This window comes from Streptomyces sp. NPDC093984, assembly GCF_044764595.1.
Lineage (GTDB): Bacteria > Actinomycetota > Actinomycetes > Streptomycetales > Streptomycetaceae > Streptomyces > Streptomyces cynarae.
The window spans coordinates 1-13,893 of sequence record NZ_JBIWIM010000028.1 but is presented as its reverse complement, the minus strand read 5'-3'; the positions used below and the strand labels follow the sequence as shown (position 1 = coordinate 13,893).

Annotated in this window: 13 protein-coding genes and 3 pseudogenes; 6 read left to right on the top strand and 10 right to left on the bottom strand. The window is 67.8% G+C overall.

Going from position 1 to position 13,893, the window contains the following annotated elements; all coding sequences use genetic code 11:
• Positions 1–457 precede the first annotated feature (457 nt).
• A complete protein-coding gene (locus ACIRC0_RS38095; protein ID WP_403626218.1) occupies positions 458–721 on the top strand; it encodes a DUF2630 family protein in 264 nt (87 codons plus the stop codon).
• 1,003 nt (positions 722–1,724) lie between these two features.
• Here ACIRC0_RS38095 and ACIRC0_RS38090 read toward each other — a convergent pair.
• Positions 1,725–1,996 (bottom strand): annotated as a pseudogene (locus ACIRC0_RS38090) (endonuclease/exonuclease/phosphatase family protein); the annotation flags it as partial.
• 340 nt (positions 1,997–2,336) lie between these two features.
• On the opposite strand from ACIRC0_RS38090, the gene ACIRC0_RS38085 reads away from it, so the two are divergent.
• Positions 2,337–2,465, top strand: a complete 129-nt coding sequence (locus ACIRC0_RS38085; RefSeq protein ID WP_403626264.1) for a hypothetical protein — start codon at positions 2,337–2,339, stop codon at positions 2,463–2,465.
• Positions 2,466–2,748: 283 nt separating this feature from the next.
• Here ACIRC0_RS38085 and ACIRC0_RS38080 read toward each other — a convergent pair whose 3' ends face one another.
• The 5 genes and pseudogenes from ACIRC0_RS38080 to ACIRC0_RS38060 form a co-directional block, all read right to left on the bottom strand.
• Positions 2,749–3,186: a zinc-binding dehydrogenase gene (locus tag ACIRC0_RS38080; protein ID WP_403626215.1), complete on the bottom strand. Its 438-nt coding sequence runs from the start codon at positions 3,184–3,186 to the stop codon at positions 2,749–2,751.
• A gap of 293 nt (positions 3,187–3,479) precedes the next feature.
• Positions 3,480–3,863: an MmcQ/YjbR family DNA-binding protein gene (locus ACIRC0_RS38075; protein WP_403626212.1), complete on the bottom strand. Its 384-nt coding sequence runs from the start codon at positions 3,861–3,863 to the stop codon at positions 3,480–3,482.
• Positions 3,864–4,029: 166 nt separating this feature from the next.
• Positions 4,030–4,677, bottom strand: coding sequence for a nitroreductase family protein (locus tag ACIRC0_RS38070; protein ID WP_403626209.1), 648 nt, complete (start codon positions 4,675–4,677; stop codon positions 4,030–4,032).
• A gap of 59 nt (positions 4,678–4,736) precedes the next feature.
• A pseudogene (locus tag ACIRC0_RS38065) lies at positions 4,737–5,497 on the bottom strand (isocitrate lyase/phosphoenolpyruvate mutase family protein).
• Positions 5,498–5,641: 144 nt separating this feature from the next.
• Positions 5,642–5,809 carry a hypothetical protein gene (locus ACIRC0_RS38060; RefSeq protein WP_403626206.1) on the bottom strand — a complete coding sequence of 56 codons (168 nt, stop codon included), beginning with the start codon at positions 5,807–5,809 and terminating at the stop codon, positions 5,642–5,644.
• A 500-nt stretch (positions 5,810–6,309) separates the two neighbouring features.
• On the opposite strand from ACIRC0_RS38060, the gene ACIRC0_RS38055 reads away from it, so the two are divergent.
• Complete coding sequence (locus tag ACIRC0_RS38055) at positions 6,310–6,996, top strand: TetR/AcrR family transcriptional regulator (RefSeq protein ID WP_403626204.1); 687 nt, start codon at positions 6,310–6,312, stop codon at positions 6,994–6,996.
• Here the strand turns inward: ACIRC0_RS38055 and ACIRC0_RS38050 are convergent.
• Positions 6,990–7,522: pseudogene (locus ACIRC0_RS38050) on the bottom strand (leucine zipper domain-containing protein); the annotation flags it as partial. The gene ACIRC0_RS38055 and the pseudogene ACIRC0_RS38050 sit on opposite strands and share 7 nt — an antisense overlap.
• Positions 7,523–8,692: 1,170 nt before the next feature.
• Here ACIRC0_RS38050 and ACIRC0_RS38045 point away from each other — a divergent pair.
• From ACIRC0_RS38045 to ACIRC0_RS38035, 3 genes are read left to right on the top strand one after another with little or no spacing between them, the layout of a single operon-like run.
• Complete coding sequence (locus ACIRC0_RS38045; protein WP_403626201.1) at positions 8,693–9,292, top strand: sulfite oxidase-like oxidoreductase; 600 nt, start codon at positions 8,693–8,695, stop codon at positions 9,290–9,292.
• A complete protein-coding gene (locus ACIRC0_RS38040; RefSeq protein ID WP_403626199.1) occupies positions 9,262–10,017 on the top strand; it encodes a ferredoxin reductase in 756 nt (251 codons plus the stop codon). The genes ACIRC0_RS38045 and ACIRC0_RS38040 overlap by 31 nt, the downstream gene beginning before the upstream one ends.
• Before the next feature lies 1 nt (position 10,018).
• A complete protein-coding gene (locus ACIRC0_RS38035; RefSeq protein WP_403626196.1) occupies positions 10,019–10,330 on the top strand; it encodes a DUF6510 family protein in 312 nt (103 codons plus the stop codon).
• 159 nt (positions 10,331–10,489) lie between these two features.
• Here the strand turns inward: ACIRC0_RS38035 and ACIRC0_RS38030 are convergent, their stop codons facing one another.
• From ACIRC0_RS38030 to ACIRC0_RS38020, 3 genes are all read right to left on the bottom strand, one after another.
• Positions 10,490–10,819, bottom strand: coding sequence for a hypothetical protein (locus ACIRC0_RS38030; RefSeq protein ID WP_403626193.1), 330 nt, complete (start codon positions 10,817–10,819; stop codon positions 10,490–10,492).
• 285 nt (positions 10,820–11,104) lie between these two features.
• On the bottom strand, positions 11,105–11,575 hold the full coding sequence (gene msrB / locus ACIRC0_RS38025; RefSeq protein WP_403626190.1) for a peptide-methionine (R)-S-oxide reductase MsrB: 471 nt from the start codon (positions 11,573–11,575) through the stop codon (positions 11,105–11,107).
• 590 nt (positions 11,576–12,165) lie between these two features.
• Entirely contained in the window at positions 12,166–12,828 is a 663-nt protein-coding gene (locus ACIRC0_RS38020) for an RraA family protein (protein ID WP_403626187.1), read from the bottom strand.
• Positions 12,829–13,893: the final 1,065 nt, after the last annotated feature.

Below are 13,893 nucleotides of genomic sequence, written 5' to 3'. Positions count from 1 at the left end.
GGATTGCCGACGTGCCGTCCCATACGCGCACCCTCAAGGTGTCGCCCGGCCAGGTCCGTACTGGGGTGATGTCGGTCATGGAAGCACTGGCCTCATCGAGTACTGGCCTCATCGAGTGGCGACGTGGCAACGTCGGTATAGCCGCCGCCGTGGGCGGCTGTACCGACGCCGATTCCGCTGCTCTTGTTCGTGGCCTTTCGCCTCTGGGCTGAGTGGCCGTTGTCGTTCCGATCTCGAGAGGTGCCGGTCGAACTGGAGTCTCGATCAGGTGAGTGCGGCAGTCGCCGCACATGAAAGCAGGGCCTCCCGGTAGCCCAAAGGGTGTCTGCGCCAAATAGCTGTCCCAGAAGCCCCGTTGACGCAGCACCACCGCATCAACGGGGCGGAGTCCACTTCAGCCACTTCTGAAAGGCGATTCCCCGCGACTTCACCCGCCTCAACCAGCGAGGACCCGATCATGCGTCAGATCCACGTGCAAGCCGACAAGAACCAGCAGCTGCGCCAGGAACGCTCCAGCCACCGGATCGAATCCGGCGCCGAACACCAGCGCCTGTCCGCGCTGGAGATCCAGCTCGGCCTCTGCATGGGCCCGCTCCGGCAGCGCCGACACGACTCGACGCCCGCCGGAGCCCCGGCTCGTCCCAGGTGCGCCCTGCTTCCCTCCGTGCATGCTGCACGCGACCTTCGGCGTGTGCCCAGCATGGCGGCTGTGCCCGTTTGATCCGATGGGCACGACCCCGAGAGAGTTCGGCCCTCCTGAAAGCAGCCAGATGCTCCAGCCACCGGACGAGTCGCTCCACTGGCAGCCCGGCTTCCCCGTCGACGCACGACGGACGCTGGCCGCTCTGCGCCGCGGCCACCACGATCCCACCCACCGCGTCACGCCCGACCGGGCCCTCTGGCGCACCGCGCTCACTTCCACAGGGCCGGTCAGCTATCGCATCCGGCAACATCGGCTCGATGACCTGACGATCGACGCCTGGGGCCTCGGGGCCCGGGAGCTGGTGGACACCATCCCGACCGAACTCGGCGCTGGGGATCACCCCGAGCTGTTCCGGCCTGACCACCCCTTTCTCCAGCGCGCGCTGCGCCGGATGCCCGGCCTGCGTGTGCCATGCACCGGGCGGCTGTTCGAAGCGCTGGTCCCGGCAATCATCGAGCAGCGCGTCGTCGGTCTGGACGCCCACGCCGCCTTCGGTCGCCTCGTGCGGGCGCATGGCACCGAAGCGCCCGGCCCCGCCCCGCAGGGCATGCGCGTGCCACCGACCCCAAAGGCGTGGTCGTCGGTCCCCAGCTGGCGGTGGCGCCAGGCCGGCGTCGACCTGCACCGCTCCCGCACCGTAATCCAGGCCGCCCACCACGCCGCTCGCATCGGCCAGTCCGCGGGCGACCCCGGGCGTGCCTACGCGCTCCTGACCAAGCTGACGCGTATCGGGCCTTGGACCGCCGCCCAGGTCGGCCACCGCGCACTCGGCGACGCCGACGCTCTCCCCCTCGGGGACTACCACCTCGGCCGGATGACGGGTGCCGCCCTGCTCGGCCGTCGCTTGGACGACAGCGAGATCGAGGCGTTCTACGAGCCCTTCCGCCCGCACCGCTACCGGGTCCTCCACCTGATCGAACTCACTCCCTGCTCGGCCCCCCCGCCGTGCGCCCCGGGTACCGCATGCAGGACCCCTGTACTGAACCGACGTCAGGCCCGAAGACATCCCGACTCCGGTAGCTCACCAGCTGATACCCGCCGCGGCCGGGAGGTGGTCGCTGCCGTTGACCGGGAGGACCCAGGAGCGGCGCGGGTCTACGCCGCGGAGGAGGATCTGGTCGATGCGGGCGACCGGGAAAGACGCCGGGTAGGTGAAGCCGAAGCAGGCGCCGGGGGCGGCCTGGGCCGAGTGGAGTCGGGAGGTGAGGGGGCGAGCTCGCCCTCGTCCGTGGTGCCGTTCAGGTCACCGAGGACGACCACGCGGCTGCTCGTGTCGGCGGCGACGGCCTTGCCGACGTGTTCAGCGGCTTCGCTGCGTTCGGCCTGCGGGTGGCGAAGGAGGGCGGCGACGTTCACACGGCCAGCTCGAGAAGGTGAGCCAGGCCGAGGGGTGCGCGGTGAGCCCAAGCGCCATGTTCGCGGTCGCCGCCCAGTAGCTTCGGGACACTGCGCTCCCGGGTCGGTGGTGGTACTCGCGCGACCCGATGCCGGTCCGGTATCAACGTGCCGTTGACCTGTTCGACCACCCAGCCCTTCGGCCGCGGCGCGAACCCTTTCCCCTTGTCCTCGAGGTTGCGCCTGACGACGACTGCGATGCGCAACAGTGCGCCGTGGATGACCTGGCAGCCTCGAGCTGCACTTCCGCGTCACGCTCGCCTTCATGAACCGCCACCGCAGCGCCGCGTTTCGCCCCGGCGCCGAACAGGACACGGCCTACGGGGAGTTCTCCTCCGTGCGCGCGACTGCTCTTCCAGGTCCCTGAGTTCGCAACTGCTGACTCACGCGAACAATGACCGCAGGTCCGGCGGCGCATACTGGGGCGGCGGTTCCCTTCGGGGGAATACCAGGTGATCGTCGTCGTAGACGCGCACGGACCCCTTCGGTGTGAGCTCGAGGTTCGGAGAACCGTCCTCGCAGGCCGTCGCAACGAGAACGCCTCGCGTTTGGCCTGTTCGGCGAGCGCGGTGAGTTCGGCGGCGTCGCGGCCGAGCCGCTTTCGTGCACCGTGAGGATGACCCGCCAGTCGGACTGTGGCCATCCACTCCCTACGGGCGTACGCGGATGACTGTCTTCCCGCTGCGTCGCGTGGTCGGGTTAAGGGCACCAATGGCATCATCGAAGCTCGCGACGTCACCGATGTTTGTCCGCAGCCGTCCGTCCCGCACCCGCTGCACGATCTCACCCCGTTCGGTGCGATCGGCCTCGACAACGAAGTCCACCGCCAGGCCGTCCATGGGCCGCGCCTCGATTGGGCCGACGACGGACACCAGCGTTCCTCCGGCCTTGATCAGGGCAGCGGACCGCCTCTGAGCGTCGCCACCGATGACATCGAAGACCAGATCGACGCCTCCGACGTCTTTCAGCGCGTCATTCTCAAGGTCGACGAACTCTTGCGCGCTGAAGTCGAGTGCCTTCTCACGGTCGGCGGCGCGTCCGGTGCCGATGACGTAAGCGCCGGCCTCACGTGTGAGCTGGGTCACCATCGTCCCGACTGCCCCAGCCGCGCCGTGGGCGAGGACGGTCTGGCCGGCCTGAAGGCGGCCGTGCTGATTCTCCCTTCCTCGTATGAGCTCGTAACACGATCACGAGCGGTACTTCTCCAGCCAGCTCCAGGAGACGAGGCTGCAGGCCAATGGGCCGCGTGCATCGTGAATTCGCAGGTCATCGGCCTGGTGTGCGTGGCGGTCCGGGCACTTGCGCCGGTCGGGGCCGATCGCCGGTGCCGTGTCGCGCGCCCTGTCCTGGAGCTTCTCGCCGCTGATGGGTATGACGAAGGTCAGGCGCGGCGGCCGTAGGTGCGCGGATCCACAGGCTGCTCGGACTTGGGAAGCCCGCCGACCACGAGACGGTAGGAGTCGATCACGAGCTCCTTCACCAGCTTCTCGTCGATGGCGCCCCCGCCTTCCGCCGTGATCCAGTGCTTCTTGTTCATGTGATAGCCGGGGGTAATGTCTGCGTACTGCTCACGCAGCGCTGCGGCGTCGTCCGGATCAGCTTTAAGGATCACGACGGGGCGCCCCGGCATGTCGGTCATGAGCATGAACACCTTGCCGCGCACCTTGTACAGCTTCCAGTCGGGGCGGAAACGATGCTCCAGGTCGACGCCGGGCAGTCCCACAGTGCAGTCGCCCGCGATCTTCTGCAGTTCCTGTCCGTCCAAGGTGATCAACTCCTCTATCGATCCGAGTGCCCTGACCGCCCGGTCAAGGCCCAAGGTGGCGTCTCCCGCATGGCCGCCACGAACGGCGGCGCCCGCACGTCGGCAGCCTCAACGAGATCGTGTTACGAGCTCCATGCGTTGTGGGTTCTGGTTCCCAAGTGGGTGTTTAGATGAAGGTGAACAGCTGGTCGGCGTCGAATCGCGAGATCGGCGTGGTGTACACCCTCTCCGGGTCGGGGTAGCCGAGGGCCAGCAGCACCGTCGTGCTGTGTCCGGTCTCGCGGATCTTGAACGCCTTGTCGACACTGGTCGGGTCGAACCCCTCCAGCGGCGTGGCCTCGACGCCGAGCTCGGCGGCCGCCATCATGGTCAGGCCCACCGCCATGTAGGTTTGCTTCTCCATCCAGTGGTTCAGGTCCTTGTAGCCATAATTGCGCAGGCTGAGGAAGTCTCGGGTCATTGATTCCCACAGCGCCTGCTTTGACGGGTCAGGGAACCGGCCATCGGCCCTCTCCTTCGCGAACACCGCGTCGAGGTGGCTGTCAGGCACATCTGCCCGGGTGGTGAGGATGATGGTGTGCGACGCGTTCAGGATCTTCTCGGCGTTGTCCTGGAATCGTTCGCCCAGGTTGTTGGCGAGCCGCTCTTTGCCTTCGGTCGTGGCGAGGACGTAGAAGTGGTTGGGCTGCACGTTCACCGATGACGGCGTGGAGCGCAGGAACCTCAGCAATTGCTGAAGGGTTTCCTCCGGAATGGTCTTGCTGGGGTCGAAATACCTGGTGAGGTGCTTGTTCATGAGCTTGTCGAGATTCATGTCAATCTGCCTTCTTCTTGCGGTGAGTGGGCGAGGAACGGTGTTTCGCAGGCTTTGAGCTAGTTCGTGCCGCGGGCAAGCAGGTCGCTGATGCGCTCGAAGCTGATTCCTGTCGTCGCGGCGGTGAGGTCACCCGCGACGAGAGCCTTGGTGGCCTGTTCGACTGCCTCCATTGCGTGGGTGTAGAACGCTGGACCCACACTGATGCGCTTGACCCCGGCCTTCTGCAGTTCGGCGACGGTCAGCACCTTGTCCGCCGGCGAGATGAGGACGTTGACCGGTGTCGGCGCGACGGCGGTGACGATCGCGACGAGTGCGTCGAGGTCCGGTGGGTAAGGGGCGTAGAGCACATCCGCGCCGGCCTCGGCGAAGGCCGTCAGACGCCGGATGGTGTCGTCGAGATCGGGCCGCCCCTGGATGAAGTTGTCGGTGCGGCCGGTGACGACGATGCGCCCCTTGGCCGCCTCGACGGCGCTGCGTATGCGGCTGACGGCGTCGTCGAAGTCGCGGATCGGTTGATCGGGATTGCCCGAGGTGTCTTCGATCCCGATACCGGCCAGGCCGGAGGCGACGGCGGCTTCCACGGTCGCAGCGACGTCTTCAGGCGTGTCGCCGTAGCCGTCCTCGAAGTCTCCGTTGACGGGCAGCCCGGTGAGCCGGCCGAGCAGCCGCGCATGCTCGAGGTGCTCGCCACAGGTGACTTGATGACGCCCGTCGGACCGGCCGAGTAGGTGGCGAGTGCCGCCGATGATGTCGCGATCGCCTCGAAGCCGGCATCGGCCAGCATCAGCGCCGAGAGGCCGTCCCATGCGTTCGGCATGACGAGGCCACCGTCGCGGGTGTGCAGTGCCATGAACTTCTCATAGAGTTCGGAGCCCGGCATATCGAACCTTTCCCGAGTGCTCGTTTTGGGGCGGGGAGTGGTGTCCCGGCCGTGTGCGCGGCCCCGACGGGGTCCTGGCGATCAGCCGGGCGTACCGGCCGAGCTGACGGCGGGGACGTCGATGTCGGTCTGGTTCACGTTGTTGATGAAGTTGGTCAGCAGGACCTGCACCGCCACCGCGACGATCGCCAGGATCTGCGGATCGGTGTACCCGGCGCCTCGCACAGCCGCGAGGTCCGCGTCGCTCACCCGACCGCGACTCGCCACCACCTGCTGAGCGAAACGAGCGACGGCGGCACGCTTGGGATCGATCGAGCTCCCGGCCGGCGCCAAGTCGATGTCATCGCTGCGCGCCGACGTTGCCGAGGATGCGCTTCGTTCCGTCGGGGACGTCGTCAGGAGAGAGGACGTTCAGTCGTGACATGGCGCATCAACCTCCGGTGAGTGTGTAAGTGGTCAGCGTCGAGCCCAAGTCGGTTCTTACTGCTCCGGAGCCGCTCCTCGTCGCGGCCGTGAACACTGCAGTCGTTTGGGCTTGCCAGCCCACTCGTTTCCGCAGTTAACGCTGCTCGATTCTGAGCTGCCAAGCCCAGTTCGAGGAGAACTCCGCCCGGAAAGCACGTCGCCCATCTGACCCGCGACAGCCCCGGCCCCGCGGCGGCGGGGCACCGGATCGAGGGAGCCACCAAAAAGGACCTTGAGGTCCTTTCTTTGGTCCTGCTACCGTCCGGGCAGGTAACCTGACCGACGTGGCGGAACAGGCGCGCGAGAAGAGTGGCTCCCGGCTGACTGAGCGAGGGCGGGCAACCCGCGAGCGCATCCTGAGGGCCGCTGCCGACATGATGCACGTCAGGGGAGTCGCTATGACCACCCTCGACGACGTCAGGGCGGCCAGCGGAACAAGTAAGTCGCAGCTGTACCGCCACTACCCCGACAAGGAAGCGTTGATGCGTGACGTCGTCGCGCTGCAGGCCGCCGAAGTGCTGGAACGGCATCAACGACACCTGCAGCGCCTCAGCTCCATCCGTGGGCTGGAGCGCTGGAGGGACGCAGTCGTCGAACGGAACGCCCTGCACAACGGGGCCTACGGCTGCCCGCTTGGATCCCTTGCGAGCGAGCTGGCCGACCGGGACGAGGAGGCCCGCAAGGCGATCGACCGGCACTTCACCGTCTGGCAGGGCCTCATCGAGGCGGGGCTGGTCAGGATGAGGGACTCCGGGGTGCTACGGCCGGACGCTGACACTCAGGCGCTCGCCACAGGCCTCATGGCGGCCCTGCAGGGCGGGTACCTCCTGTCCCAGACCGCTCGGGACGTAAAGCCGATGCGAGTCGCACTCGACATGGCGATCGCCCACGTCAGGACATTCGCGGCGGCTCCCGAGGACCGCAGCGGCCGAAGCCTCGAAGATGGGGAGTCGGCCCGCCAGGTGTCTTGACCTGAAGCGTGCATGTAGTCGTAGCCGGTGGTGCGGCGGCGGTCGGGGCAGGCGGCACGGTCGAGGACTCGCCACCCTCCGCCACCGGGGATGCGACCGAGCTTCTTGACGTCCACGTGGACCAGTTCGCCGGGCCGGCTGCGTTCGGAGCGGCGGATGACCTGCCCGTGGGCCGATCCAGGAGGGCCAGGCGGTTCAGGCCGTGCCGGGCGAGGCTCCGGTGGGCGGTCGAGGCGGGCAGGCCCAGGATCGGCCCGATCCGAGCCGTGCCCAGGTCGCGCTCCTGCCGCAGGCGGCAGACCCGCTCCCCCACCGCTGCCGCAGTCCGATGTGGCGCCCTGTGGGGTCGGCTGGAACGGTCGGCCGGCCGAACTGCCCCTCCTGCCTCCAGCGACATACCCACTTGGGTGCTGTAGTGCGGGAGTTACCCATCGCGGCGGCCACATGCGCGACGGGACGGCCCGACGGACACGCTCGACCAGTAGCCGCCGCCGTGAACGGTCAGCCGGGCATTACGGCGGGACACGAAGACCTCCGTGCCATGCGTTCCGAGACAGCTCCAACACAACGGAGGTCTTCGCCATGATCAAGCCCGAACGGCGTTGACAACACTCGTGATCAATACAGCTAGCGCCTCGGCACCGAGCGAAGCGGACAGCGCCCTGACTGTTACGGGCGGCTCTGGTGCAGTGAGGCTCCCAAGGGCGCCCCACGCGAAGGGTTCGCTCGTGTGCCCGAGGCGTCGGTTCGGCTGGTCACGCCAGGCGGCTGCCCATCGAACGCGCACGATCCGGCCGCTCGGACGTGCAGTCTTGGGCGAGCGCGGCGGCGGCGGCCGCCACGCGGCCCCGGCGCAGCCCGTAGCTTGATCTAGGAAAAGGACTCTCGGGTGCCGAAAAAAGTAGTGGCGCGACGTACGTTGCTGCTGAGGGAGCGCTTGGGGAAACAGCTGCTGCAAGTGTTTCAACCCCAGCTTCACTGCCGGCGCGATCGCGACCTCTCGCGACTACCTCGCTCGCGGCGGCGTGCAGGCCGGGCGCTGGGCCGGATGCACTCAGCGTTCACCAGATCGGTGATCCTCCACGTGACGGTGTGGACTGTATGTCGCCCCTGACAACTGGTGAGGTTACAGGGGAGGGTCGTCGGACTACCGGGACCAGGCCGTCCACAGCCTGCTCCGTGGCCAAGGCGCGTCTGCACGCGCTGACACACAACCTCGCCATCGAGCTGGCGGGCGAGCGTATCCGGGTGAACGCCGCCGCCCCGGCGAGGCAGGCGGGTGGGGCGCATCCCCGCCCGCTGCCCGGGCGGCGATCCGGCAATCCACTCGCAAGCCGAGGAGCTGCCCACGCCGGACGGGAGGCCAGCGACACGGGCCTTTGTGCACGTCAGCGGCGTGTTTCCGCGGCGGTGTCATGCACGGCTTTCCTCCGGGAGCGTTGGCCGCTGAGCTCGACCCCAGTCCGAACGCGCTGTATAAGGCCATCTTCGACGCGTGCAGGAAGCTGCGCGCTCAAGTAGCGGCCGCCGGGCACTTCGACTGACTGCGCAATGTCTGGAACGACGTCGCACCGAGGGCCGGAGGTGCCCGCTGAGGGCTATGGGAGAGAAGGAAGACAAGAGGCGTGTGTTCCGCGTCACTGATACTTTTTAGGAGCGCTAGCCCTGCTTACGACGAGCCGATTGGACGGCCAGCATGGCGATCATCTCGCGCGGTTTCCACGGCCGACGGCCGCCCGCGGGCAGGAAGCTGCCACCCGGACAGTACGAGACCACGGGCTTTCCGGTCCTCTCGGCCGGGCCCACGCCGTGGATAAGCACAGACAAGTGGGAGCTGTCCGTCACCACGGAGACCGGGAGGCGGCACAACTGGGACTGGGCCGCCCTCACGAAGCTGCCGTCGGAGACCCCGACGGTAGACCTCCACTGCGTGACCAAGTGGTCGAAGTTCGGCACCCGGTGGCAGGGGGTGTCTTTGGACGTCCTGCTCGCCGATGTCGAGACGGCTGCCGAGTACGTCCTCGTCTCCTCCTACGGGGGCTACACCACGAACCTCCCGCTGGAGGATCTTCTGGACGGCAAGGCCTGGATCGCGTACGGCTACGACGGCCGGCCGCTCGCCCCCGAGCATGGCGGTCCGGCCCGACTGCTCGTCCCGCACCTCTACCTCTGGAAGTCCGCGAAGTGGGTGCACGGACTGGAGTTGCGGGAGAAGGACATCCCGGGGTTCTGGGAGAGCGCCGGCTACCACAATTACGGAGACCCGTGGCAAGAACAGCGGTATCGAGGAGACTAGGCGACCGGCTCCGATGGAGGGTCGCCGAGGTGACAGAACGTCGCGCTGAGTCCGCGACTGCCGTCACGCTGGTGCTGGAGGTGCCGGAATGGCCCGGCCATCTGGCAGGCCAGCATGTGGACATCCGGCTGACAGCGGAAGACGGCTACAGCACACAACGCAGTTACTCCATCGCTTCGGCCCCGGACGGAACACGCCTGGAACTGACAGTGCAGCGCGTCGTTGAGGGCGAGGTCTCTCCCTACCTGGTCGACGAGCTCATGCCCGGCGACCAGCTGGAAGTGCGGGGACCGGTCGGAGGCTGGTTCGTCTGGCAGCCGGAGCAGCAAGAACCGGTCCTGCTCGTGGCCGGAGGCTCCGGGCTGGTGCCGCTGATGTGCATGATCCGCTCGCGGCGTGCAGTCGGCAGCCGGGTTCCCTTCCGGGTGCTGTACTCCCTGCGCTCGCCGGCCGAGCTGCTGTACGGGCCAGAAATCCGCCAAGGAACACCAGGGGTCGACGTCACACACATCTACACCCGGGAAGCGCCACAGCAGTCCGCGCGCCCCCCGGGCCGCATCACACCCGACGACCTGGCACGCCACGGATGGCCACCGGACTTCGCGTCCACCTGCTACGTCTGCGGGCCCACGGCATTCGTCGAGAAGGCAGCTGCCTACCTGGTGCTCCTCGGACACGACCCAGAGCGAGTCCGCACAGAGCGCTTCGGCGGAGGAGAAGACTGAGATGACGGCAGGCACACCAGCAGACACCGATATCCCACGCGACGCAGAGGGCGGCTACATCGACGGCAACGCGCTGGCCGGCCCTCTGGCCGAACTCTTCGCGGTCGACCTGACAGCAGCGATCAGCCAGTGCGCGCACTGCAGCAATACAGGGCCCGTCGCACGCCTGCACGTATACCGCCAGGCACCAGGACTGGTAGCCCGCTGCCAGCAGTGTGGACAAGTCATGCTACGTCTGGTGCGCGCACCGGAGACGGTCTGGCTGGACACGAGCGGCATCACAGTACTATCGATCCCCGTCGGCGCCGACTGAGCCACCCGTGGCCTCCCTTGCGGATGGCACGTCGTCGCCGTGGGGGCGGCAAGAACGGCCATCCCTTCTGTTCGGTGGTGCCCGCCATGACCGGAAGGCGGGGCCGCTGGAAGCTGGTGGGCCACCGTTCGGGTTTGCCACCTCAAGCGGAACCCGGGGCTACTGGAAACGGCCGTCGAAGCAGGTACCGCTCCTCGGGTCGGAGAACCGAAGGCCGACTACTGATCCCCCTTCCACCACCCAGCGCAGATCGTAGGACGCTTGATAGGAGGGCGGCCAGAAGGAGCAGAAGCGCCCATTCTCGTCGACGGACCAGGTGCCCTCCGTCTGGCGTCCTGCCTCGAAGTAGGAGGTGCTCCCGTCGGGTTGGAAGGTCTGGGTCGTGCCATCGCTGTAGGCCAGGCGGCCTGCGGTGACAGCGGTGGGGATCTGCTCAGGCGGCACGATGGCGCCGTCTTCCGGGTGCAGGTTGTCGATGTTCCTGGTCACTGTGCGGTCCTTCTCCCTGGCCCGACGGTTCCGTTGCTATGAGGTCCGGCGGGCGTCTTCTGGCTCACCGCGGCGAAGATGATCCCACTGGAGGGGGTCTGCTCTGTTGGTGTTGGCCGCCGCCTCCGACCCGTGGAGGGGACTCGACCCTTGGGCGCCGCAGCACATGAGCGCTTTCCTCTGCTGTACACGGGTATCGGCTGGGGCCCTGCTGGGCCCGAGCCGCAAGACGGGGCGCCGAGCCGCCATGCCGTTCGAGCTCCGGGGCCCTGCCCTGGTTGCCGGTCATCGGCTCACGGCGGCGTCCTCTTCCGTCGTCTCGAAGACGCTCCGGTACTGGCCGTAGCCCTCCTGCTCCAGATCCTCCAGGGGGACGAAGCGCAGCGAGGCGGAGTTGATGCAGTACCGCAGTCCTCCGCGGTCGCTGGGCCCGTCCGGGAACAGGTGCCCGAGGTGGCTGTCCCCTTGAGCCGACCGTACTTCGACGCGGACCATGCCGTGGCTGGTATCGGGCCTCTCGACGACGTGGCCGGACTCCAGAGGCCTCGTGAAGCTGGGCCAGCCGGTCCTGCTGTCGTACTTGTCGATCGAGGCGAAGAGGGGCTCCCCGGACACGACGTCCACGTAGATACCGGGTGCCTTGTTGTCCCAGTAGGCGTTGGAGAACGGGGGCTCCGTCTCGTCTCGCTGGGTCACACGGTACTGCTGGTCGGTGAGCTGTGAGATGCGCTGTGGGCTCTTGCTGTACTCCGGCATGCCTACCTCCCAGACGGTGCTGGAGTGTCTCTTTTGACCTATTCGCGTCATGCATGCCCGGACTCTTACCGTGTCGCAGGGGTGCGAGGGCCGCGCGTGAGGGCCTGCCCTGGGCGCGGTGCACGGGCGGACCGTTGACGTGGTGGGCAGAGGCGGCCACCCGTCGCGAGCCCGGCTGCCTCCCCTCACGACCGGGACGGGAGGAAGAGGACCGGGTTGCCCAAGCTGCCCCCAACGCTCGTGCCCGACCCGTAGCGGCGACGCTGCGCTGCAGGTCGCCCTCGACAGGCCGGGCACGGATGTGGACGCGTGCTTCCAGGCGGCAGGGATCGTCCTGGCGCCGTCGCGTCCGGTGACGGCCGACTGGTCGGTCGCGTGCACCGTGACGCTGGGTCCCGACCACCTGGCGGTCTGGGCTTTCGCGAGTGACGTCGCCGTCGTCGGCACCGCGTGGGACCTCGTGCAGCGCCAACGGGACGCAGGGGGTCCAGGAGGGGGGCATCCAACTCGGGACGGTGCTGATCTCGTATGCGTTGGGCACGACGGGAAGTGGGCCTCCAGCACCCGCCACTTCCCGCGGGTCTGCGCCGCTACTCGCCTGGCTGCGCCTGTTCACCTCTGATGCCCTTCGCGGCCTCCGCTTCCTCGGCTGAGATGTCCTCGGCGATGGCAAGCACCCGCCGCAGGCTGGCGGAGGGAATCACGACGCCACCGGCGCTGTCCATGTAGATGTAGTCACCGGGGCTCACGCACACGCCGGAAATCTCAACAGCCACAGCGCAGGCGTACGGCATCACCGTGTCGCCGCCCCATCGGACCGCCTCCCCCCTGCACCAGGTAGCGAAGCTGTAGCCACGCAACTGGCCGAAGTCACGTAGCCGGCCGTCGGCGAGGACGCCGGCCAGCCCGGTGCTGTCTGCCCTGGCAAGCTTTGTGCCCCCGCCATGGGACACGTCGGCGTGCCCTCCGCTGGAGAGCACGAGCACCTGGCCCGCCCTGGGCGGGTTCCCGAGTGCTCCGTAGAAGTAGTACCGGAAGTCACGGGGGCCCTCTGCCGCCAGGTCCTCGCGGTAGGGGAGATAGGAGATGGTGGCTGCCGGCCCGAAGAGATAGCGGAGAGGGTCGGGGCTCGACATAGCGGGTATGTGCGCTCGGTGGCCGTAAACCCGGTTCACGGCGTCGACGAGCGTGGCGCACCCCAGGCGGGCTGCCTTCTGAGCCAGTGTGTCGTCCTCCATCAGCTTCTCTCTCAAAGGGCCATGGGCTCTGTCCGGCGTACCGCCGGGGCGCCGTCAGGTACCTCGGCTGGGCCAGAGCCGCGTGAAGGCTGCGCGTGCCCGGCTTTCTGCATGCTGGGGGCCTCCGTCCGCCGGGCCAGGACCCGCACCGCCGACACTCCGCCGTGGTGGCCAGTGACGAATACGTATGACGGAGAACTGCGCCTAGCGTGTGAGGCTTCTTGCTGCACTCACCCTTTCAGTGTCGCGTTCACAGGCTTGCAGGGCATCTTGGCCACCGTTCTCGCCCCGGCGTCCTGTCGGGGCCGCGTTGCGTCCTCTTGCTCCTATGTCAATCAGGCTGCTTGCCGAAGGGAGTCGTGGTGAATGCCTGAATGATCGCGATGCGGTGTAGGGCTGCGTTGAGCGGCCGGTTTCCGGTTCGGGCGAGATGATGTGGCCGAGGGCCGTCGCGGCCTATCCGCTGCAAACGCCGCGGCAGCCCAGGGCGAACAGGTACCAGCCGCGCTCAGCGCAGGAAGCCTCGTCCGCAGCGGCCGCGCCACGGAGGGCTTCAGCGCCGACGGAAGCACCCTCTACACCGGGAGGGGCTCGGGACAAGGGACACCCGGTCGGTCGACGCCGACGACCACGACCGCTTCTGCTCCTCCAGGCCCTCCGACCGCGGGGCTCCTAACAACCCCCTGGATGGCGCGGGAGCGGCGAGTCCACAGCCTCCGCCTCTCGGAAACCAGCGGCGGAGCCCGCTTCCAGGTCTTCTGAGACCCCCGCCGGCACACCAACAAGTCGACGCTCAGGCGCAGCGCCTCCTGCCTGCCTCGCGCGAGGTAGTGGGCGAGCGCTCGCTTAGAGCGCTCGCCAACTCCACTCAGTCACCACACCATTGCCGCGCGGACAGGAGCCGAGGCCGGCCACCGTGCCACGAAGCTGCCCTTTGACGCAGTCGGGTGCCGCACCGTGTGTCGTGTTCGGGGACCACAGGTTTAGACGTCGTCTCATTTGGCGTGCCGGGTAGTCTGCCCCATGTGGTGATGGTCGAGCGCATGGTGCCGGACGAGCTGTGGGAGCTGTTCCAGCGAG